The sequence below is a fragment of the Cupriavidus sp. YAF13 genome, assembly GCF_052113425.1.
GTDB lineage: Bacteria > Pseudomonadota > Gammaproteobacteria > Burkholderiales > Burkholderiaceae > Cupriavidus.
In genome coordinates this window covers 268098-289845 of sequence record NZ_JBFRDD010000002.1, presented here as the reverse complement: position 1 = coordinate 289845, position 21748 = coordinate 268098, and the positions used below count along the sequence as shown (strand labels likewise).

At 66.9% G+C, this 21748-nt stretch carries 14 protein-coding genes and 2 tRNA genes; 9 read left to right on the top strand and 7 right to left on the bottom strand.

Annotated elements, in window-relative coordinates; translation table 11 throughout:
* Positions 1-15: 15 nt before the first annotated feature.
* The 3 genes from AB4061_RS03295 to AB4061_RS03285 all read right to left on the bottom strand — a co-directional run bounded on the left by AB4061_RS03295 (position 16) and on the right by AB4061_RS03285 (position 7233).
* Complete coding sequence (locus tag AB4061_RS03295; RefSeq protein ID WP_441630837.1) at positions 16-2379, bottom strand: hypothetical protein; 2364 nt, start codon at positions 2377-2379, stop codon at positions 16-18.
* 459 nt (positions 2380-2838) lie between these two features.
* The gene (locus AB4061_RS03290; protein WP_441630835.1) at positions 2839-6489 is read right to left on the bottom strand and encodes a hydantoinase B/oxoprolinase family protein; all 3651 of its coding nucleotides are present in this window, start codon (positions 6487-6489) and stop codon (positions 2839-2841) included.
* Between the two features lie 105 nt (positions 6490-6594).
* Positions 6595-7233: a winged helix DNA-binding protein gene (locus tag AB4061_RS03285; RefSeq protein ID WP_441630833.1), complete on the bottom strand. Its 639-nt coding sequence runs from the start codon at positions 7231-7233 to the stop codon at positions 6595-6597.
* Positions 7234-7548: 315 nt separating this feature from the next.
* Here AB4061_RS03285 and AB4061_RS03280 point away from each other — a divergent pair, with 315 nt between their 5' ends.
* The 8 genes from AB4061_RS03280 (at position 7549) to pgi (ending at position 17822) form a co-directional block, all read left to right on the top strand.
* Positions 7549-8892, top strand: coding sequence for an amidase (locus tag AB4061_RS03280; RefSeq protein ID WP_441630831.1), 1344 nt, complete (start codon positions 7549-7551; stop codon positions 8890-8892).
* 146 nt (positions 8893-9038) lie between these two features.
* Positions 9039-10001 (top strand): TRAP transporter substrate-binding protein, encoded by a 963-nt coding sequence (locus AB4061_RS03275; RefSeq protein WP_441630916.1) that lies wholly within the window; start codon positions 9039-9041, stop codon positions 9999-10001.
* 193 nt (positions 10002-10194) lie between these two features.
* Complete coding sequence (locus AB4061_RS03270) at positions 10195-10746, top strand: TRAP transporter small permease subunit (protein WP_441630829.1); 552 nt, start codon at positions 10195-10197, stop codon at positions 10744-10746.
* Entirely contained in the window at positions 10746-12056 is a 1311-nt protein-coding gene (locus tag AB4061_RS03265; RefSeq protein ID WP_441630827.1) for a TRAP transporter large permease, read from the top strand. The genes AB4061_RS03270 and AB4061_RS03265 overlap by 1 nt, the downstream gene beginning before the upstream one ends.
* A gap of 13 nt (positions 12057-12069) precedes the next feature.
* Entirely contained in the window at positions 12070-13359 is a 1290-nt protein-coding gene (locus AB4061_RS03260) for a D-amino acid dehydrogenase (protein ID WP_441630825.1), read from the top strand.
* Positions 13360-13361: 2 nt separating this feature from the next.
* Positions 13362-14987 carry an NAD(P)H-hydrate dehydratase gene (locus tag AB4061_RS03255; protein WP_441630823.1) on the top strand — a complete coding sequence of 542 codons (1626 nt, stop codon included), beginning with the start codon at positions 13362-13364 and terminating at the stop codon, positions 14985-14987.
* Entirely contained in the window at positions 14984-15949 is a 966-nt protein-coding gene (locus AB4061_RS03250) for a DMT family transporter (protein WP_441630821.1), read from the top strand. Before AB4061_RS03255 ends, AB4061_RS03250 begins: the two co-directional genes overlap by 4 nt.
* A 238-nt stretch (positions 15950-16187) precedes the next feature.
* Positions 16188-17822: a glucose-6-phosphate isomerase gene (gene pgi / locus AB4061_RS03245; RefSeq protein ID WP_441630819.1), complete on the top strand. Its 1635-nt coding sequence runs from the start codon at positions 16188-16190 to the stop codon at positions 17820-17822.
* A gap of 12 nt (positions 17823-17834) precedes the next feature.
* Here the strand turns inward: pgi and AB4061_RS03240 are convergent, their stop codons facing one another.
* Positions 17835-18533 (bottom strand): ABC transporter ATP-binding protein, encoded by a 699-nt coding sequence (locus AB4061_RS03240; RefSeq protein ID WP_441630817.1) that lies wholly within the window; start codon positions 18531-18533, stop codon positions 17835-17837.
* Here AB4061_RS03240 and AB4061_RS03235 point away from each other — a divergent pair.
* Positions 18532-19215 carry an arylesterase gene (locus AB4061_RS03235; protein ID WP_441630815.1) on the top strand — a complete coding sequence of 228 codons (684 nt, stop codon included), beginning with the start codon at positions 18532-18534 and terminating at the stop codon, positions 19213-19215. The genes AB4061_RS03240 and AB4061_RS03235 overlap by 2 nt on opposite strands.
* Before the next feature lie 72 nt (positions 19216-19287).
* Here the strand turns inward: AB4061_RS03235 and AB4061_RS03230 are convergent, their stop codons facing one another.
* From AB4061_RS03230 to AB4061_RS03220, 3 genes are all read right to left on the bottom strand, one after another.
* A complete protein-coding gene (locus AB4061_RS03230) occupies positions 19288-21237 on the bottom strand; it encodes a SurA N-terminal domain-containing protein (protein ID WP_441630813.1) in 1950 nt (649 codons plus the stop codon).
* Positions 21238-21482: 245 nt separating this feature from the next.
* Positions 21483-21559: transfer RNA gene (locus AB4061_RS03225), tRNA-Asp, on the bottom strand.
* A gap of 56 nt (positions 21560-21615) precedes the next feature.
* Positions 21616-21691: transfer RNA gene (locus tag AB4061_RS03220), tRNA-Val, on the bottom strand.
* Positions 21692-21748 lie beyond the last annotated feature (57 nt).

The following is a 21748-nucleotide window of genomic DNA, read 5'->3' as shown; positions in this document are numbered from 1 at the left end:
GCCGCGCCGCCTACGTCAAAACGTCTTGAGAAAGGCAATCAAGGCCCGTTTATCGTCATCGCTCAATACCGGCTCCTGCCCGAACGATTGCTCATCGGCGCTCAGGCCGGCCTGGTTGTTGAACTCCGCCGTGCCGAAGTAATGGCCGCGGTTCACGACAAAATCCGGGCACTTGCTGAGTGCCAGCATGGGCTTGACCAGGTTGGCGTAGGTCTTGCCCAGATCCGCGTCGGTCGCACCCTCGGGCACGGAGGCCAGGTCCGATCTCAGCTTGAGCGCAAGGCCCACCACCTTGGCCGCGTGCTCGGCCTTGGCGCCGACGTCGCTGGTCTCAGATAGCGGCTGGATATTGGCCAGCAAGTTGACCGGCATCTGCTTGGGTGCCGGCCCGATGGTCACATCGCCGCCCGCCCCCACCAGCCACGGCGCATAGCGGTGCATGAAGCCCTGCAACGGCTTGAGCGCGTCCGGCACGAAGCCCTCCGGCACCGTAATCTGGCTGCGCTCGGTGGTGCGGTCGATGGTGCCTGGCACCTTGGCGCCCAGGATGTCGTCATGCACGCGCTTCTCGGGCCAGAGCAACTGCTCGATGGAGGCATCGAAAACCTGGATGCGGCTGGCAACCGACGGATCCTCGCTGAAGGGCCCAAGTGTGTTGTTAAGCAGGAACGGGGCCGTCGACCAAACGCTGATCAGCGAGGGCACGCGGGTATAGCCACGGCCGCCGGCCGGCATCCGGTAATGCCAGCGCTCGCCAGTGAAGGGGTCGTTGAGGGTGACGCTACCCACCGAGGGCAGCGTCTTGTATGACTCCGACGAGAAGTTGTCCCAGATATTTCCGCGCAACGCATTGGTCGCAAGCGGGCTGCACACGTTGGTCCGCAGCAGCGTGGCGGGAATGCGCGCATCGGATGACAGATAGTTGCCCGCCAGGAAGTCCGGCGCCTTGACCATCTCGCGCATCTGCGCTTTGAACGCATCCGTCTGCGTCCATTTCCAGTACCGCATGAAGCAGGCGAGATAGTTCGGGCCCGCGCAGTTCCGCAGGTTCAGGCTGGCCGGCGGCGGCGGCGCCTTGCTGGAATGGCAGCGCGCGCAAGTGTCGGCGAACACGACCTTGCCCCGGTCGAGCATCTGCGCGCCGGCCGGCGTGGACGTATCCGCCAGGAAGCCAGCGCCGCCCGGGGCATCGCGCAAGTGGTCCGGCGGGGTCGCCTTCAGCAGGAACAGCGCCATGTTGGTCGTGCCGGCTTCCGTCGCCCCCCAGTAGCTCGAGTTCTTCTGCGCCACGGCAAGCTCGACGGGCGAGATCGCCTTGCCGCCAAGGATCGGGTTGAAGTGCAGCAGCCATTCCTCGCTGAACAGGCCGATATTCAGGTACACCCGGTTCAATGCGCCCAGCACGCCGACCGAATCGGCGCCGTCCTTGAGCACGTGCGGCGTCCATACCGTATCGGGCGGCGTGTAGAACTGCGTCAACGCGCCGGTCTTGACGAAGTCATTGAGCTGCCGGTTGTTCAGCTCGCCCCCGGCCAGCTTTTCTTCGCCGATGCGCCTGGCCACGCCCATGCGCGCCATCAGGTCGTAGAGCGCGTTCATGGTGCGGGGGTTGTTGATGTTGTCCGTGGACACCAGCGAAGTATCCATGGTGCCCGGGCGGAAGGTATGCACGAGCTGGAACATGAAATTCTGCCGGCCCTCGGGTGTCGATGCGTTATGGATGAACAGCCGGTCTACCCACATGTACTGCGCGCCCACCGTGGAACTCAGCTCGGGCCATTGCGGGTGCGCGGGATCCCCAGGGGGATGGATCGGGCTCGGGCCCACGTGGCAGAAACCGCATGCCATGCCAACGCGATAGGGCCGCACGAGATCCGCGCGGTTGTAGTACTTGGGATCGATGTAATAGCGCTGCGGATCCCATGCCTTCGCGGCCTTCTCGTCAAAGGCCGGGTTGGGGAACAGCCGCAAGCCGATGATGCCCGTGGGGTAGCCGTAGTAAGAACCCACCGGCAGCTTCGCGCCATTGGCGAACGTGGTGCCGCGCGCGCCAATCTTGACGCCAGGATAGGCTTGCTCGTTCTCGAAGGGGTCGGCCGGGCAATCCTTGACCCGTTGGTCCAGCCACAGCCCGAAGCGCTGCGGATCGGGCCCCGCGGGCTTTTCGAAGCAGGGCTCGTTGAGCAGGCCCAGATAGCGCCAGCGGGTGTCGCGGGAATAGCCCTGGCTCGGATGCGAGCTGATGGACTTGAGCAGGTCGAACGCGCCGAACGTGAAGTTCGTCATGTCGTCCCAGAACCTGTCGTTGCCGCCGCTCCACACCAGCCACATATTGCGGCCGGCGATTTCTTCCTGGGTCAGCGCAACGCCGCGATCCATGCCGTGGAAATAGTCCTCCGATGCGTGCCGGAACGTTTCAGGGCCCCGGCCGGCCTGCTTCGCCTCGTCAAGGACTCGGCCCGGCTCCGGCCTGGAACACCCGCCTGCGGCGAGCGCGCCGATCAATGCGCCAATCAATGCGATACCAAGAACGATTGATCTGCTGCGTGGCGTCACCGCGGTCCCTCCCTTGCCCCCCGCGAAGGACCACATGCTGCACGATGGCCTCGCCCCCCGGGGTCTTCATAAACCTAGGAATCACCTGAGGATAAGTCAAGGAAATTGCTGCAACGCGATGTGTCCGGCAGCGACGCCAGGCGTGCCAAACCTGGCGAAAACGATGGATCGGACATTTAGGAAGTGACGAAAGACTGATCTGTTGGAAATGAAAATTTGTCGCGCCCGCGAAGCGCGTGCAACGAGCCGGAGCATTGCGCTCCGGCTCGCCCCGCCAGGCCCTTACACCTTGCCGTAGCCCCCGCCTCCCGGCGTTTCCACCACGAAGACATCGCCCGCTTTCATCTCGCAACGCCCGACATGGCCCAGCGCTTGCTCGCTGCCATCACCCCGCACCACGTAGTTGCGGCCCATGGCGCCGGGCTCGCCGCCGGCCATGCCGAACGGTGCGTGCAAGCGGTTGTTGGACAGGATCGACGCCGTCATCGGCTCCAGGAAGCGCACCTTGCGGATGCCGCCGTTGCCGCCGCGCCACTGCCCCGCGCCACCCGAGCCCGGCCGGATCTCATAGCTCTCCAGCCGCACCGGGAAGCGCCATTCCAGCACCTCCGGATCGGTCAGGCGCGAGTTGGTCATATTGGTCTGCACCACGTCGCAGCCGTTGAAACCCTGCCCTGCGCCGCTGCCGCCGGAGATGGTCTCGTAGTACTGGTAGCGTGCGTTGCCGAAAGTGAAATTGTTCATGGTGCCCTGGCTGGCCGCCACCACGCCCAGCGCGCCATACAGCGCGTTGGTGATGCACGAGGACGTTTCCACATTGCCGGACACCACCGAGGCCGGATAGCGCGGATTGAGCATGGAGCCTTCGGGGATGATCACGTGGATCGGCTTGAGGCAGCCGGCGTTGAGCGGGATGTCCTCGTTGACCAGCGTGCGGAACACGTAGAGCACAGCCGCCATGCATACCGCGCGCGGCGCGTTGAAGTTGTTGGGCAGTTGCGCCGAAGTGCCGGTGAAGTCCACCACGGCTTCGCGCCTGGCCTGGTCCACTGTCACGCGTACCTGGATTTGCGCGCCATTATCCAGCGGGTACCGATAGGCACCGTCCTTCAGCGCGGTGATGACGCGGCGCACGGCTTCCTCGGCGTTGTCCTGCACATGGCCCATATAGGCGCGCACCACCGGCAGGCCGAACTGCGCCACCATCTTGCGCAGCTCTTCGACGCCCTTGGCGTTGGCCGCCACCTGGGCGCGCAGGTCGGCCATGTTCTGGTCGATATTGCGGGCCGGGTAGCGCGCGCCCGCCAGCAATGCGCGCATGCCGGCATCGTCGAGCACGCCGGCCTTCACCAGCGGAAAGTTGTCGATCATCACGCCCTCTTCCTCCACCACCGTGGAGTCCGGCGGCATCGAGCCCGGCGTGATGCCGCCGATATCGGCGTGGTGGCCGCGCGAGCCAACGTAGAAGAGGATCTCCTCGCCGGCCTCGTCGAAGACCGGCGTGATCACCGTCACGTCCGGCAGGTGCGTGCCGCCGTTGTATGGGTCGTTGAGCACGTAGACATCGCCATCGGCCATGTGCCCGGCGTTGCGCGCGATCACCGTCTTGATGCTCTCCCCCATCGAGCCCAGGTGCACCGGCATGTGCGGGGCATTGGCGATCAGGTTGCCGCCGGCATCGAAGATGGCGCAGGAGAAGTCGAGCCGTTCCTTGATGTTGACCGAGTACGCCGTGTTCTGCAGCCGCTGGCCCATCTGCTCGGCGATCGACATGAACAGGTTGTTGAAGACTTCCAGCATGACCGGATCGGCGTCGGTGCCCATGGCGCGCCGCTGGGGACGCGGCACGGCGCGGGTCAGCACCAGGTGGTTGCGCGCGGTCAGCTCAGCCTGCCAGCCGGGCTCGACCACCGTGGTGGCGTTGCGCTCGGCGATGATGGCGGGGCCCGGCAGCACGTCGCCGGGGCGCAGCGTATCGCGCGGGAACAAGCCGGTGTCGTGCCAGGCGCCGCCGCTGAACATGCGCACCAGCTCCGCCGGCACGGGGCCGCCGCAGCGCGGCTGCGCGTCGGGCAGCTTCTCCTCGGGCGGCTCGCTGCTGCCGATGGCTTCCACCGACAGGGCTTCCACGACCAGGGGCTTGCCCTGCATCAGGAAGGCATAGCGCTGGCGGTACGCGGCATCGAACGCCGCCTGCATGGCAGGCAAGGTGCCGAACGGCACCACCAGCGCCGAATCCGTGCCCTCGTAGCGCAGGTGCGCACGGCGCACCACGTCGATCTGCGCCTCGGCGACTTCCTGCTCCAGCAGTTCCTTGCGCGCATCGCTTGCCAGCGCATCGAGCGTGGCTTGCAACGCGGGCCATGCACGGTCGTCCAGGCGCGTCTCCACGGCGCGCTCGCGCATGGCGGTGCGGTCGGCCAGGCCCATGCCGTAGGCCGACAGCACGCCCGCCAGCGGATGCACGAACACGGTCTGCATGCCAAGGGCGTCCGCCACCAGGCAGGCATGCTGCCCGCCGGCGCCGCCGAAGGTGGTCAGTGTGTAGCCGGTCACGTCGTGGCCGCGCTGCACGGAGATCTGCTTGATGGCGTTGGCCATATTGCCGACCGCGATCTCGATGAAGCCTTCGGCCACCTGCTCGGCGCTGCGTTGATCGCCGGTCGCCTCCGTTACCGCTTGCGCCAGCGCCGTGAACCTGGCCACTACCGTGTCGCGGTCCAGCGCGGCATCGGCCCGTGGGCCGAACACAGCGGGAAAATGCCGCGGCTGGATCTTGCCGAGCATGACATTGCAGTCGGTCACCGCCAGCGGGCCGCCGCGCCGGTAGCTCGCCGGCCCCGGGTTGGCGCCGGCCGAATCGGGGCCGACGCGGAAGCGGCTGCCATCGAAATGCAGGATGGAGCCACCGCCGGCGGCCACCGTATGGATGCTCATCATGGGCGCGCGCATGCGCACGCCCGCCACGCTGGTCTCGAACACGCGCTCGAAATCGTTGGGATGGTCGCCGTTGAAGTGCGAGACATCGGTCGACGTGCCGCCCATGTCGAAGCCGATGATGCGCCCGAAGCCCGCGCTCTGCGAGGAGCGCACCATGCCGACGATGCCGCCGGCCGGGCCGGACAGGATAGCGTCCTTGCCCTGGAAGCGGTGCGCATCGGTCAGGCCGCCGCTGCTCTGCATGAACTGCAGGCGCACGCCCGGCATCTGCTGCTCCACTTGCCCGACATAGCGGCGCAGGATCGGCGACAGGTAGGCGTCCACCACCGTGGTGTCGCCACGCGAGACCAGCTTCATCAGCGGCGACACCTGGTGCGAGACGGAAATCTGCGTAAAACCGGTCTCGCGCGCGATCCGCGCGGCGGCCTGCTCGTGCACCGCCTGGCGGTAGCCGTGCAGGAACACGATGGCGATGGCGCGGATGCCGCTGTCGAACACACGCTGCATATCGGCGCGCAGCGCGGCTTCGTCGAGCGGCGTCACCGTTTCGCCCTGCGCGTCCAGGCGCTCGCCCACCTCCACCACGTCGCGGTAGAGCAGCTCCGGCAGCACGATGTTCAGGTCGAACAGGCGCGGCCGGTTCTGGTAGGCGATGCGCAGCGCATCGCGAAAGCCGCGCGTGATGAACAGCGCCACCGGCTCGCCCTTGCGCTCCAGCAAGGCATTGGTCGCAACCGTGGTGCCCATCTTCACCACTTCCACCTGCGCCGGCGTGACCGGCTCGCCCGGGGCCAGCCCCAGCAGGTGGCGGATGCCGGCCACGGCGGCATCGCTGTACTGCTCCGGGTTCTCGGACAACAGCTTGTGCGTGACCACCGTGCCATCCGGCCGGAGCCCCACCACATCGGTGAAGGTGCCGCCGCGATCGATCCAGAATTGCCAGCGGCGGCGGTCCGAAACAACGGCAGCGGAGGATGGCAGCGACTGCGGCATACGGGGGCTTCCTTCTAGGGCGTGATGGAGATGTCGGGAAAAAAAAGGGCGCTCAGGCGGCAGCGCGGCCTGGATGCAGGCCGGACGCGCGCGGTGTCCTTGCTGCTACAGGGACGTCGCCGAGCGTGCGGCCTGCTCGTACAGGCCGGTCAGCACACGCAGCAGCCGTGCCAGCTCGCCGATCTCCACGTTCTCGGCACTGCCGGCGGAGAAATTGCTGGTCAGGCATTGCTCGCGGATCTCGCGGTAGCGCGCGCAGGCCTCGGTGCCGGCGGGAGTGGTGATGTAGGTGGCTTCCTTGCCGATGCGCTCGCCCTCCACCAGCGCCAGGCCCTGTAGCTTCTTGAGCGCGTAGGTGACCAGGTGGGTGTCCTCGACGTTGAGGACGAAGCAGATATCGGCGAGCCGCTTGGGGCGCGCCCGGTGGTTGACGTGATGCAGCACCAGCACGTCCAGGAAGGTCAGGTCGCGCACGCCGGAGGCGCCCATGCAGCGCACCACCCAGCGGCTGTAGGCGTTGTAGGCCGTGTTCAGGCCGAACTCGAACTCCGACAGCTCCGGGCTGCGCTCCGACACCAGGTGCGAAGACGAAACGATATTGGGGCCCAACGGACGCGCCAGCGCACTGGCCGCGGACCTGGCGCTCGCTTGGCCACCCTCGGCGTGAACGGCTGCTGGCCCTGGCTCGATTGCTGGCTGCGCTACTGGCTCGGTTGCTGGCTCGGTTGCTGGCTTACGCGCCATGTCTTCACTCCTTTCAGGGGTTGGTGTGCGCAGCGAACGACAAGGATGACTAGGTGTATCCCCGATGTCCTGGCCACCATATTTGGCTTGACAGTTTATTAACAAATTATGAGGATAAACACAAAATAAATCCAAGCAAAACATCGGGGATGTCACCGTGGATTCTGCACGAAAAAAGGGCGGGGAACGCGGGAAGCGCGGGTTGCGCACTATCGCGGGGACGCCGGCGTGCCCCGCCATGGGCTGGTTGCGCAGCGCGGACGCACTGGATAGACTCGATCGGACCCCTCCTGAGCGCGACTGATCGCGAGCCCCATGCCTACGGATATCCATACATTACAGACAAGGCTTCACGATGGCGCGATCTCCCGCGCCGACGTGATCGCCCAGGCTGCGCAGCACGCGCAGCAGCCGGACGCGCACGCCGTGTTCCTGCACACCACCTTCGACACCGCCGCGCAGGTCGCCAAGGCCGCCGACGCGGCCTGCCTGGCGGGCAAGCCGCTGCATCCGCTGGCAGGCCTGCCGGTCTCGGTCAAGGACCTGTTCAACATCGCCGGCGAAGCCTCGCGCGCCGGCTCGCCGGTGCGCAGCGACGCGCTGGCGGCCACGGCCGACGCCACGGTGGTGCGCCGGTTGCGCGAGAGCGGCGCGGCGCTGGTGGGGCGCACCAACATGACCGAGTTCGCCTTCTCGGGCGTGGGCATCAACCCGCATTTCGGCACGCCGGTCAACCCGGCGGACAAGCAGGTCGCGCGCATTCCCGGCGGCTCGTCGTCGGGCGCCGCGGTGTCCGTGGCGCTGGGCCTGGCGGTGGCGGGGCTGGGCAGCGACACCGGCGGCTCCATCCGCATCCCGGCTGCCCTGTGCGGGCTGACCGGCTTCAAGCCGACCGCCCGGCGCGTGCCGCTGGACGGCGCCTTCCCGCTCTCCTATACGCTGGACACCGCCTGCGCCATGGCGCGCACGGTGCAGGATTGCGTGCTGGTGGACAGCGTGATCGCCGACCAGGCGGTGCTCCCCGTCATCAAGGCCGCGGCGGGTATCCGCCTGGCCATCCCGCGCCAGGTCCTGCTCGACGACCTCGATGACACGGTGGCGCGCGCGTTCGACCGCGCCCTCGGCCGGCTGTCCGCGGCCGGCGTGCAGATCGAGCACATCGACCTGCCGGAACTGGCCGAGCTGGCCGCCATCAACGCCGGCGGCGGCTTCACCGCCGCCGAGGCGCATGCCATCCACCGCCACGTGCTGGCCACGCGGCGCGAGCAATACGATCCGCGCGTAGCGTCGCGCATCGACCGCGGCGCGGCCATGAGCGCGGCCGACTACGTAGACCTGATGCGCGCCCGCCTCGACTGGATCACGCGGGTTGCCGCCCGCATCGAAGGCTTCGACGCCGTGGCCTGCCCCACCGTGCCGATGGTGGCGCCGCCGATCGCCCCGCTGGTGGCGGACGACGCGCTGTTCTTCCGCACCAACGCCCTGCTGCTGCGCAATACGTCGGCGTTCAACTTCCTCGATGGCTGCTCCATCTCGCTGCCCTGCCACCAGCCGGACGAGTTGCCCGTGGGCCTGATGCTCTCGCACGGTGCACTGCGCGACGCGCAGCTGCTGGGCACGGCAATTGCATTGGAATCCATCATCAAGCCGGCCGCCTGAGGCGCCGCGGCAAGGATAGACGTAACCCGCGCCACCCCTGAGCCAGGTGGCGCGGGCAAAACGACTTCGGAACGAATACCAAGACAGACGTAGCCACAATGACTAACCAGGAGAGATCGATGCAAGGGAAGGCCACACTGAAGTGCATGTTGCTGGGCGGGGTGCTTGCCACCGCTGCCGTGATGACGCCGGCCGCGCAGGCGGATACCAAATGGGACCTGCCAACCGGCTACCCGGTGAGCAACCTCCACACCGAAAACCTGCAGCAGATGGCCACCGACGTGGAGAAGGCCACGGGCGGCAAGCTCAAGATCGTGATCCATCCCAACGGCTCACTGCTCAAGGCCAACGAGATCAAGCGTGGCGTGCAGACCGGCCAGGTGCAGATGGGCGAGATCCTGATGTCGCTGCTGGCCAACGAGAACCCGGTATTCGGCGTGGATGCGGTGCCCTTCCTGGCGACCAGCTACCAGGACTCCTACAAGCTGTGGCAGGCCTCGCGCGCGGTCACCGACAAGGTGCTGGACAAGCAAGGCATGAAGCTGCTGTACGCGGTGGCCTGGCCGCCGCAAGGCATCTACGCCAACAAGCCGATCAACGCCGCGGCCGACATGAAAGGCCTGAAGTGGCGCGCGTATAACCCCGCCACCTCCAAAATCGCCGAACTGGTGGGCGCGCAGCCGGTGACCATCCAGGCCGCCGACCTGGCACAGGCGCTCGCCACCGGCACCGTCAATTCGTTCATGTCCTCGGGCGCCACGGGCGTGGACACCAAGGTCTGGGAGAGCGTGAAGTACTTCTACACCGTCGATGCCTGGCTGCCGAAGAACATGCTGGTGGTCAGCAAGAAGTCCTTCGCCGCGCTGGACAAGCCAACCCAGGACGCCCTGCTCAAGACGGTGGCCGAAGCCGAGAAGCGCGGCTGGCAGATCTCGGAGCAAAAGACGCGTGAATACCTGGCCGTGCTCGGCAAGAACGGCATGGCGGTGCAGCCGCCCTCGCCCCAGTTGAAGCAAGACATGCAGAAGCTTGGCCAGGTGATGGTGGACGAATGGGCCAAGGGCGCCGGCGACGACGGCAAGGCCATCCTGGACGCGTACAAGAAGTAGGCGTTGCCGTCATTGCCGTAGTTTGCGCCGTAGTCAATGCCGCAGTTAATGCTGTAGTTAATGCTGTAGTTTGCGCCCTAGCGAGAAACAAGCGATCCGTATCCGGCCACGGCGGCGTTGCCCGCCGCCGTGGCCTTGCTGCCGCAAACCTCCCGCGCCTTCTTTTTCACCGCATCAACCCTCCCCACTCGCCATGGAAGCCACTTCCGTCAACAAGCGCTGGCTGGACCGGCTGCTTGACCTGTTCGCCGTGCTCGGCGCGCTGTGCATCCTCGGGGTCTGCCTCATCATGATCCTGATGTCGTTCTCGCGCGAGACCACGTTTATCTTCAAGGGCGGCGACGATATCGTTGCATGGCTGTGCGCCGCCTCCGCCTTCCTGGTACTGGGCCAGACCTTCCAGCATGGCGGCATCGTCCGCGTGGAAATGCTGCTGGAGGCCGTCAATCCGCGCGTGCGCTGGTGGCTGGAGCTGATCTCGCTGACCATCTGCGCGGTGTTCGCCGCCTACGCGACCTGGGCCTTGTTCAGCTTCGCCTGGCAGAGCTGGGAGATCGGCGATGTGTCGCAGGGCCAGATCGTCGTGCCACTGTGGATTCCGCAGAGCTTTGCGGTGCTGGGCTGCGCCGGCTTCATGCTGGCGGTGCTGGACGAACTGTTGCGCGTGGCGCGCAAGCAAAAGCCGCGCTACCAGCTGGCGCAGGAAGCCAAGCTGGCCGCCGGCGACTTCGGGGAGACCGTCTGATGAGCACCGTCCTGGTTTCCCTGATCCTGCTGGTGGTGATGATCGGCTTCCTGGTCATCGGCGCGTGGATTCCCGTGGCCATTGCCGTCACCTCCTGGGTGGGGCTGGTGGTGTTTGCCGATCGCGATGCGCTGGTCAACCTGGCCAATGCGTGGTGGTCGTCCAGCGCGTCGTACACCCTGGCCTCGCTGCCGCTCTTTGTGTGGATGGGCGAGATACTGTTTCGCACCAAGCTGTCCGAGCAGATGTTCAACGGGCTCTCGCCTTGGCTGAACTGGCTCCCCGGGCGCCTGATGCACGTCAACATCCTGGGCTGCGGCATCTTCGGCTCGGTATCGGGCTCGTCCGCCGCCACCTGCGCCACCATCGCCAAGTCGGCGCTGCCCGAGCTGACCCGGCGCGGCTACGATGAGCGCGTGACCCTGGGCTCGCTGTCGTGCGCCGGCACGCTCGGCATCCTGATCCCGCCATCGATCACCATGGTGGTCTACGCGGTCTCGGCCGATGTGTCGATCATCCGCGTGTTCCTGGCCGGCTTCCTGCCCGGGCTGCTGCTGATGCTGCTGTTCTCCGGCTACATCGTGGTGTGGGCGCTATCGAACCCGGACAAGACACCGAAGGCGGAAATCTTCAACTGGCGCTCGCGGCTCGCCTCGATCCGCCAGTTGATGCCGTGCATCGTGCTGATCGCCTTTATCACCTGGATCATGATCACCGGCTACTCCACCGCCACGGAAGCGGCCGCCTACGGCGTGGTGGCGTCGCTGGCGCTGGCGTGGGTGGGCGGCTCGCTCACACGCAAGGCGTTCTGGGAAAGCCTGATGTCGGCCACCCGGCTGACCGCCATGATCATGTTCGTGCTGGGTGCGACCTCGTTCCTGTCCGTGACCATGAGCTTTACGGGCATTCCGCGCGCGCTGGCGGAATGGGTGGCCTCGATGCACCTGTCGCCCTGGGCGCTGATCGCCGTGCTAACCGTGATCTACATCCTGCTGGGCACCGCGCTCGATGGCATTTCCATGATCGCGCTGACCACCGCCACGGTGCTGCCGATGGTGCAGGCCGCGGGCTTCGATCTGGTATGGTTCGGGATATTCATCGTGCTGCTGGTGGAGATCGCCGAGGTGACGCCACCCGTGGGGTTCAACCTGTTCGTGCTGCAGAGCATGACAGGCAAGGACAGTAACTACATAGCGCGGGTCTCGCTGCCGTTCTTCATGATGATGGTGGTGGCCATCGGCATCGTCACGGTGTGGCCGCAGATCGTCACCTGGCTGCCCGATGTGGTGATGCAAAAAGAGCTGAAGTAATCTACGGAGCGCCATGCATGTGATCGTCATCGGCGCCGGTGTCATCGGCGTGTGCTCCGCGTGGTACCTGCGCGAGGCTGGCTTCGACGTAACCGTGGTCGAGCGCCGCGCGGCGCCGGCGCAGGAGTCGAGCTTCGGCAATGCCGGCGTGATCGCGCCGGGCTATGTCACCCCCTGGGCGGCGCCCGGCATGCCGGGCAAGGTGCTGCGCAACCTCTTCGCCAGCACCTCGCCCGTGCTGTTCCGGCCCAGCGCCGATCCGGCCATGTGGCGCTGGATCGCGCGCTGGCTGGGCGAATGCACGCTGGAGCGCTACCGCATCAACAAGCTGCGCATGCAGCGCCTGGCCTTCTATAGCCGGGAATGCCTGCATGCGCTGCGCGGCCAGCTCCAGATCGACTACGAGCAATCTCAAGGCTACCTGCAGCTGTTCCGTACCCAGCGCGACCGGGACCTCGCCGAGCCGGCGCTGGCCCTGCTGCGCGAGCACAAGGTGCCGCACCGGCTGGTCGACGCCGACGGCTGCCGGCGCATCGAGCCTGGCCTGACCACCGACACGCCGCTGGCCGGCGGGCTGCACCTTCCCGAGGACGAATCCGGCAACTGCCCGATGTTCGTGCGCCGGCTGCGCGTGCTGGCCGAAGCCGCGGGCGTGCGCTTTGTCATGGACAGCGACGCCAGCGCCCTGCGGCCGTTGCCGGGCGGCAAGCTCTCGCTTGACCTGTGCGGCACCGGTGCCGGCGATGCCCGCAGCGCGAGCGAAACGCTCACCGCCGATCGCGTGCTGGTCAGTGCAGGCATAGCCAGCGCCGCGCTGTTGCGCCCGCTGGGCCTGCGCATCCCCCTCTACCCCGTCAAAGGCTATTCCGCCACCGTGCAGGTCAGCGACGAGCTGCAGGCGCCGCTGGGCGCGCTGATGGACGAGTCCTACAAGGTCGCCATCACCCGCATGGGCAACCGCCTGCGTATTGCCGGCACCGCCGAGCTCGGCTCGCGCAAGCTCGACCTGCGCCCCGCGGCCATCAACACCTTGCTCAAGGTGGCGCGCGACTGGTTCCCGGTTGCAGGCCACTATGGCACGGCCACGCTGTGGGCCGGCGCCCGCCCGATGCTGCCCGATGGCCCGCCGCTGATCGGCGCCACGGCCGTGCCCGGGCTTTACCTCAACCTGGGCCACGGCTCCACCGGCTGGGCGATGGCATGCGGCTCCGGGCGCATTGCCGCCGACCTGATCGCAGGCAATCGCCCCGGCATCGACCTGGATGGCCTGACCCCCGACCGCTACGGCTTAGGCCCACGCTGACCATGCAAAGCTCTGCCCCGACGTCTCCCACGCTTGCCGCTGCGCCGCCCGACGATGCCTGGCTCCCGCTGGACGCGGCAAGCGCCAGCGCGATCCCGCTGTACGACGTGGCGGCCCTCCGCCACATCGAAGCGGCCGCCATGGCCAGCCTGCCCGCCTTCACGCTGATGTCCCGGGCCGGCGCCGCGGCGGCGGCCTGGCTGGCGCACCACACGCCCGCGGGCCCACTGCTGCTGCTGGCCGGCCCGGGCAACAACGGCGGCGACGCGCTGGTGGCCGCCACCCGCCTGCACCAGGCCGGGCGCGAGGTCCAGGTGTGGTTGACGGCCGAGCCCGATCGCCTGCCCGCCGACGCCGGGCGAGCCTGGCTGGAGGCGCGCGCGGCTGGCGTGATACTGCACGCCATGCCGGAGTCCGCCTGCCATGGCACCCTGCCGCCGTTTCCCCCGCACACCTGCGCGCTGGTCGACGGCTTGCTCGGCATTGGCCTGAACCGCGCCGCCGATGGCTTCACGGCGCAGTGGATCGCGCACCTTGCCGAGTCCCGGCTGCCCGTGTTCTCGCTCGATATCCCGAGCGGGCTGTTCGCCGATACCGGCGCCGGCGCGCCGGCGGTACGCGCTTTGCGCACCCTCACCTTCATCGGCGCCAAGCCGGGCCTGCTCACGCTCGATGGGCGCGATTGCGCGGGCGAGGTGGATATCGCCCCGCTCGGCCTGAACTATCCGCCGGCCCAGCCTGCCTGCGCCACGGTCAACGTGCCGGCGTCGTTCGCATCGGCGCTGCCCACGCGGCGCCATGCCACCAATAAGGGCACATTCGGCTCGCTCGCCGTGATCGGCGGCGGCATCGGCATGACCGGCGCGCCGCTGCTTGGCGCGCGTGCCGCGCAGCACCTTGGCGCCGGGCGCGTGCACATCGCCTTCCTGGCGCAGCCCGCGCCGCTAATCGACCCCGTGCACCCGGAGCTGATGCTGCACCCGATCGCGGAGATCGAGCTGACCAATATGTCCGCGCTGGTGATCGGCCCGGGCATGGGCACAGGCACGGCGGCGCGCAAGCAGCTGGCGCAGTTGCTGCAAGCCAGCGTGGCCGCCACCGAGCCGCCCGCGCTGGTGCTGGATGCCGATGCGCTGAACATGCTGGCCGCGGACCCCGCGCTTGCCGCCATGCTTGGCGGCGGCCCGCCGGTGCGCGTGATGACGCCGCACCCGCTCGAAGCCGCGCGCCTGTCCGGCATCAGCGTGGCCGAGATCCAGCGTGACCGCCTGGCGGCGGCGCGCTCGCTGGCAGCCCAGTGGCAGGCCGTGGTCGTGCTCAAGGGCTCGGGCACGGTGATCGCGTCGCCACCGGATGCGCTCGGCAGCGTGTCGTTATCGATCAACCCGACCGGCAATGCCGGGCTGGCCACCGCCGGCACCGGCGACGTGCTGGCCGGCATGATCGGCGCCCTGCTGGCCCAGGGCATGCCGGCGCTGCAGGCCGCACGGGCCGCGGTCTGGCTGCACGGGCGCGCCGCCGACCACCTGGTGGCGCAGGGCACCGGCCCCGCCGGCCTGACCGCGAGCGAGCTCTACCTGCCGGTGCGCGACCTGTTCAATGCCCTGCTGCGGGCGCAGCAGGCATGAGCAAGGCGACGGATAGCGGCGCCCGCCTGCAGGCCGCGGCCAGCCGCTCGCCGGCCCGGCGCCAGCTGCTCACCGGCGTGGCCCTGCTGGTGCTCGGCCAATGGATCCTCAGCCTGCTGGATGCCAGCAGCAAGACGCTGACCCAGCAGGGCCTGCCGGTGGTGGGCGTGGCCTGGGTACGCTACGTGGGCCATGTGGCCGCGATCTTCCTGCTGCTGGGGCCGGCGCGCTTGCGCCAGCAATGGCGCCCCGCGAAACCGGGCCTGCAGTGGCTGCGCGGGGGGATGATGCTGGTCTCGACGCTGGTGTTCTTCAGCGTGCTCAAGCTGATGCCGCTGGCCGAGGCCACGGCGCTGAATTTCTGCGCGCCGCTGTTCGTGGTGGCGTTGTCGCCCTGGCTGCTAGGCGAGCGCCCGAGCGCGCATGCGCGCGCGAGCCGCTGGAGCGGCGTGGCTATCGGCTTCGTCGGCATGCTGATCGTGGTGCGCCCCGGCGGCGAGCTGAGCGGGGCCGGCATTGCGCTGGGCTTGTTGTCGGCACTGGTGTTCGCGTTGATGCAGATGCTGACGCGGCGCATTGCCGCGCATGACGCGCCCATGACCACCTTGATCCAGAGCGGCGTGACCGGCGCCGTCCTGACCACGCTGCTGGTGCCCTTCTTCTGGTTCGAAGCGGCACCCACGCCGCTGCAAGCCGTGCTCCTGCTGAGCACCGGCATCACCGGCTCGATTGGCCACTATTTTGTGATTCGCGCGTTCCAGTACGCGGATGCGTCATTCCTCAGCCCCTTCCTCTACCTGCAGATCCTGTCGGCGACGACCATCGGCTACCTGGCGTTCGGCCAGTTGCCGGACTGGATCACCGCGCTCGGCGTGGCGGTGATCTGTGTGGGCGGGGTGTGCGTGGCGGGGGGCGAGTCAGCGCTGCGGGCGGTTGCGCGCCGGCTCGGGCGCCCCGGCTGACGGGAGCACAGCGCCGGCGCGCGAAGGAATGCGCCCGGCGATCGATCCCCTCGGAAGCACTAATGCCGTCTTTTGCCGCCAAAACGCCGAGTCGTGCCAGATGGGCGCGTTATACTTGAGAGGCTCCTGACCGTCGCGCAAGGCCAGCCGGGCTGGCTACCGGGGAGCATTGATATCTAGCGGAAACACCAAGCTTCACACGGTACTTCCGCGCTGTCCTTCAAAGATTTCCGCACGCATGCCCACAGACCTCCACGCCTGGCACTCACTTCTGCAACACCACGACGCCATTCGCGAAACGCCGATGCGCGAGTGGTTTGCCGCCGGCTCCGCGGAACAACGCGTCGAGCAGTTCTCGCTGGAAGCCGCAGGCCTGTATCTCGATTATTCCAAGAACCGCATCACGCCGCAGACCATGGCATTGCTGATGCAACTGGCGGATGAAGCTGGCGTGCCCAAACGCCGCGATGCCATGTTCGCCGGCGACCACATCAACGCCACCGAGGACCGCGCGGTCCTGCACATCGCGCTGCGCGCCGGTGCCGACGCAACGTTCAAGGTCGACGGCAAGCCCGTCATGCCCGCCATCCACGCCGTGCTGGACCGCATGCGCGTGTTCTCGCAGCGCGTGCGCAGCGGCGACTGGACCGGCTTCACCGGCAAGCGCATCACCGATGTCATCAACATCGGCATCGGCGGCTCGGACCTGGGCCCGCGCATGGTGTGCCGCGCGCTCTCGCACCTGGCCGGCAGCGGCCCGCGCATGCATTTCGTCTCCAACGTGGACGGCACCGAACTGGCCGAATGCCTGGACCGGCTCGACCCCGAGCAAACCCTGGTGATCGTCTGCTCCAAGACCTTCACCACGCTCGAGACCATGGCCAACGCCTGCAGCGCGCGCCAGTGGTTCCTCGACAAAGGCGTGGCCCTGGACCAGCTGGCCAGCCATTTTGCCGCGGTGTCGACCAATGTGGAGGCGGTGCGCGCCTTCGGCATCGACCCGGCGCACATGTTCGAATTCTGGGACTGGATCGGCGGGCGTTTCTCGCTGTGGTCCTCGGTCGGACTGTCGATTGCGCTAGCGGTTGGCTTCGACGCGTTTGAAGACCTGCTGATCGGTGGCCGCGCCATGGATGCGCATTTCAGCAGCGCGCCGCTGGCGCAGAACATGCCCGTGGTGCTGGGCATGCTCGGTATCTGGTACCGCAACTTCTTCGGCATGCCGACCAGCTGCATGGCGCCGTACTCCACCTCGCTCGAATTGTTTCCTGCCTTCCTGCAGCAGCTGGAAATGGAGAGCAACGGCAAATCGGTACAGCTTGACGGCCGCCACGTGCGCGCCCATACCGCGCCGGTGGTCTGGGGCTCCGCCGGCACCAACGGCCAGCACGCCTATTTCCAGCTGATCCACCAGGGCTCGCAGATCGTGCCGGTGGATTTCGTGGCGCCGCTGCGCCCGCCCCGCCTGCTGCCCGGCCATCACGCCAAGCTGCTGGCCAACTGCTTTGCCCAGGCTGAAGCGCTGATGCTCGGGCGCACGGCCGAGGAACTGCGCGCCACGGGGCTCACCGACGAGATCCGTATCGCCCACATGGTGTTCGAGGGCAACCGGCCGAGCAACACGCTGCTGATGGAAGACATCACGCCGCATACGCTCGGCGCGCTGATCGCGCTCTACGAACACCGCACCTTCGTGCAAGGCGTGGTCTGGAACATCAACTCGTTCGACCAATGGGGCGTGGAACTCGGCAAGATCCTGGCCAAGCCGATCGAGGGCGAGTTGAACAATGCGGCAAGTGCCGCCGCCGGGCAGCACGATGCATCGACCGGCAGCCTGATTGCGCGCGCGCGCGCGGCGCTCGGCAGCGCCTGACGCAGCGTTTTATCAAACCGGCGCGGTCATCCACTCGTCGCTGGCAACCCGTCCGGCTTCGATGGTCAGGATGCGCCCGCAGCGGGCCGCCACGGAGCGATCGTGCGTGACCAGCACCAGGGTGGAACCGGCATCGCGGTTCAGCTCGAACATCAGCGCAATCACGGCCTCCCCGGTGGCCGTATCCAGGCTCCCGGTAGGCTCGTCGGCAAAGAGGATGTCGGGCCGGGCCACAAACGCCCGCGCCAGCGCCACGCGCTGCTGCTCGCCGCCGGAGAGCGTGCGCGGATAGTGGGAAAGGCGCCCGCTCAGCCCCACGCGGGCCAGCATGTCGGCGGCGCGCTCGCGCACGCCCGCGGTCTCTCCGCGCAACTCCAGCGGCAACATGACGTTTTCCAGGGCGCTCAGGTGCCCGACCAGCTGGAACGACTGGAACACAAAACCCACATGGCGCCCGCGCTGCGCTGCCCGCTGGTCTTCGTCGAGCTGGAACAGGTCCTGCCCGTTGAGCTTGACGGTGCCCGTGGTGGGCAGGTCCAGACCCGCCAGCAAGCCCAGCAGGGTTGATTTGCCCGAGCCGGATGCGCCCACAATGGCCAGCGTTTCGCCGGGCGTGACGGAAAACGTCACGTCGTGCAAAATCGTCAGCGAACCTGTCGTGTCGGCTACGGTCTTTCCTAATGACTCGACTGCAAGAATGGATGAAGACATGAGCAAGAAGTTCTGGTGCGGTTGGCGAAAGCTGGCGCTGGCGGTGTGCGTGACCACGCTGCTGCCCGCGATGGTGCCGGCCACGGCGTCGATGGCGCGGGCGGCAACGCCCGCCATCCTGGTGCTGGGCGACAGCCTGTCCGCCGAGTATGGCCTGGCCCGCAATACAGGCTGGGTCAAGCTGATGGAGGCGCGGCTGCGGGAGGAACGTTTCGATTATAGCGTCGTGAACGCCAGCATCAGCGGCGAGACCACGGTGGGCGGCAAGACGCGCTTGCCCGACCTCCTGGCAAGGCACCATCCGGCCGTGGTCATCGTGGAGCTGGGCGCCAACGATGCCTTGCGCGGCCTGCCGCTGCAAACCACCGAGGCCAACCTGCGCAGCATCGTCACCAGCGCGCAGCAAGCCAAGGCCAGCGTACTGCTGGTGGGCATGCGCATCCCGCCCAATTACGGGCCGGACTACACCGAGCGCTTCTTCTCGCTCTACCCCAAGCTGGCCGGCGAGTACAAGCTCCGGCTGGTGCCCTTCCTGCTGGAGCAAGTCGTCGCCAAGCCAGAGTGGTTCCAGGCGGACCGCCTCCATCCCACGGCGCAGGCGCAGGGCACGCTGCTCGATACCGTCTGGCCGCAGCTCAAGCCCTTGCTGAAGGCGCCAGCGGCCAAGACAGCTACCCGCTAGTTGTCCGCGGCTTTGCCATAAAGAGAAAGGCGCCCGAAGGCGCCTTTCTCTTTATGGCTGCGAGCGGCAGTATTACTGCGCGCCAGCGCCGCTGGCCGGAGCCGCTTCCGTCGTGGCAGCGGGCTTGAGCAGCTTCACCTTGGCCCGGTCCTTCAGGCCTTCGTAGAAGGCTTCCAGCTGGCTCTGGCCCAGCATCTGGCCCAGTTGCTGCGCCTCGCCCTGGCGCTGCGCGGCATCCGCCTGCGCAGGCTGGCTGACCTTGCCAATGCGATAGATCGCGTAGCCATCGGCGCCCAGATCCACGCCGACATACGCGGGCAGCTTGGCGGTATCGGCACGCATCACGGCTTCCACAGCCTTCGGTGCCAGGCCGTCGGCCTTGGCACGCGAGACGGTTACCGATGCGCCGAAGCCGTCGGCGCCGCCGCTCTTCTTCAACGCTTCGAGACGTTCAGCGCCTGCCTTGGCGGCAAGCTCGGCTGCCTGCTGCGCGATATAGCCTTCACGCACCTTGGCCTGCACGTCTTCGAACTTGCGCACCGTGGCCGGGCGGTAGTCGACGATGCGCGCCGCCACCAGCGTGGTGGGGCCAACCTGCACGGCCTCGGTGTTGCGCTTGTTCTTGACGGATTCATCGCTGAACAGCGCCTTGAGCAGCTTCTCGTTATTGAGCGGGTTTTGCGCGCCCAGGGCCGGGTTCGGCTGGCGGGTCACGTTGTCGGCGCTCTGGATCGTCAGCTTGAACTTGTCGGCAGCCGGCTTGAGGCTGTCGGACTGTTCATAGACCGTATTGCCAAACGTGTCGGCCAGTTCGGTGTACTTCTTGGCGGCGAGTTGCTTGCGCAACTCCACTTCCAGTTCGGTACGGACCTGTTCAAGCGGCTTGGTCTCGGCCGGCTTGATGCCGGTGACCTTGATGATGTGATAGCCGTAGTCGGTCTCGACCACGTCGCTGATCTGGCCATCCTTGAGCGCATACATCGCGTCTTCAAACGGCTTGACCAGCGCGCCACGGCCCATGAAGCCGAGGTCGCCGCCCTTCTCCGCCGAGCCCGGGTCCTGCGACTGCTTGCGGGCCACGTCGGCAAACGTCTCGGGATGCTTGCGCAGGTCCTCGAGCAGCTTGGTGGCTTTTTCCTTGGCGGCCTGGCGCTCCGCTGGCTTGGCATCCTTGGGCGAGCCAATCAGGATGTGGCTGGCGCGGCGCTGCTCGTCGGTGCGAAAGCGCGCGATGTTGCTGTCGTAGTAGGACTTGAGCTCTTCGGGCGTGACCGGCGTCGAGGCGGCCAGCGCGTCGGCCGACAGCACCAGGTATTCGACCTTGGCTTGCTCGGGCACCGAGAACGCTGCCTTGTGGCTTTCGTAGTACGCCTTCAGCGCGGCGTCATCCGGATTGACCTTGGCGGTGAAATCGGCCGGCTTGATCTGCAGCGCCTGCACGTCGCGCTGCTGGTCGCGAATGGCGATCAGGCGGTCCAGCAAGGACTTCGGCACGAAGGCGGTAGCGCCAACCGAGGAGCTGAGCTGCTGGGTGGCCAGGTCGAAACGCATGCGGGCGTCGAACTGCTCGGGCGTCATGCCTTGCTGAGCCAGCAGGCCGACGTAGGCCTTGTCGTCGATCGTGCCATCTTTCTTCTTCGGCAACTGGGCGATGGCGGGAATGCTGCTGATCGTCTCAAGCAGGCGTTCGTTGGAAACGGTCAGGTGCTTCTTGGCCACCTCATCCGCTACCACGCGCTGCAGGATCAGCTGGTCGAGCACCTGCTGGCGTGCCTGCGCGCCTTCGAACTGGCGCGGGTCGTAGTTCGTGCCAAGCATCTGGCGCATGCGCTCGCTCTGGTCACGCACCACGTTATCCACTTCTTGCGCCGTGATAGCGCGGCCGTCGACCTTGGCAAGGTCGTGCGAGCTGTCCATGAAACGCGAGTAGCTCTCCACGCCGAAGAACACAAACGACGGGAAGACAAGCACCAGCAGCAGCAAAAGCATCAAGCGCCGGTTGTTGCGTACGAAATCAAGCATGCTGACTCAGGAAAAGGGTTGTACGAACGGCAAACTCCGGGATTCTATCAGGAGCGGCAGGCTTCACGCGATTTGCAGCCCTGCGGCGCAATTGGCGAGCCATGTCTGCCCTTGCCCGGCGGGTGCTCCGGGACACTGCAAGCCGGAGCCGGTTTGATCAAGAACGGAGTGCGGAATTGGTAAAGCGATGAGATGCGCAAAAAGCAAAACGGGCCACTAAGGGCCCGTTTTGCTGACTGCTTGTTTGGCGGAGTGGACGGGACTCGAACCCGCGACCCCCGGCGTGACAGGCCGGTATTCTAACCAACTGAACTACCACTCCTGAATCGGTGTTGCAGGATGCATCCGTGTGTCTGGCTTGTCTTGCGGCAGGAGCGGTGGTGGGTGCTGAGGGGCTCGAACCCCCGACCTACGCCTTGTAAGGGCGCCGCTCTACCAACTGAGCTAAGCACCCGCTCGTACCGCAGCCGCACTGCATGCTGCAAGCATCGCCGCGCACATATCAGAGTAA

Bases quoted from the DNA above. Each gene is read 5' to 3' on its own strand.
- AB4061_RS03265 (WP_441630827.1), top strand. From the start codon at position 10,746: ATGAGCACCGTCCTGGTTTCCCTGATCCTGCTGGTGGTGATGATCGGC.
- AB4061_RS03230 (WP_441630813.1), bottom strand. From the start codon at position 21,237: ATGCTTGATTTCGTACGCAACAACCGGCGCTTGATGCTTTTGCTGCTG.
- AB4061_RS03290 (WP_441630835.1), bottom strand. From the start codon at position 6,489: ATGCCGCAGTCGCTGCCATCCTCCGCTGCCGTTGTTTCGGACCGCCGC.
- AB4061_RS03270 (WP_441630829.1), top strand. From the start codon at position 10,195: ATGGAAGCCACTTCCGTCAACAAGCGCTGGCTGGACCGGCTGCTTGAC.
- AB4061_RS03275 (WP_441630916.1), top strand. From the start codon at position 9,039: ATGTTGCTGGGCGGGGTGCTTGCCACCGCTGCCGTGATGACGCCGGCC.
- AB4061_RS03235 (WP_441630815.1), top strand. From the start codon at position 18,532: ATGAGCAAGAAGTTCTGGTGCGGTTGGCGAAAGCTGGCGCTGGCGGTG.
- AB4061_RS03255 (WP_441630823.1), top strand. From the start codon at position 13,362: ATGCAAAGCTCTGCCCCGACGTCTCCCACGCTTGCCGCTGCGCCGCCC.
- AB4061_RS03240 (WP_441630817.1), bottom strand. From the start codon at position 18,533: ATGTCTTCATCCATTCTTGCAGTCGAGTCATTAGGAAAGACCGTAGCC.
- AB4061_RS03280 (WP_441630831.1), top strand. From the start codon at position 7,549: ATGCCTACGGATATCCATACATTACAGACAAGGCTTCACGATGGCGCG.
- AB4061_RS03260 (WP_441630825.1), top strand. From the start codon at position 12,070: ATGCATGTGATCGTCATCGGCGCCGGTGTCATCGGCGTGTGCTCCGCG.
- AB4061_RS03295 (WP_441630837.1), bottom strand. From the start codon at position 2,379: ATGGATCGCGGCGTTGCGCTGACCCAGGAAGAAATCGCCGGCCGCAAT.
- pgi (WP_441630819.1), top strand. From the start codon at position 16,188: ATGCCCACAGACCTCCACGCCTGGCACTCACTTCTGCAACACCACGAC.
- AB4061_RS03250 (WP_441630821.1), top strand. From the start codon at position 14,984: ATGAGCAAGGCGACGGATAGCGGCGCCCGCCTGCAGGCCGCGGCCAGC.
- AB4061_RS03285 (WP_441630833.1), bottom strand. From the start codon at position 7,233: ATGGCGCGTAAGCCAGCAACCGAGCCAGCAACCGAGCCAGTAGCGCAG.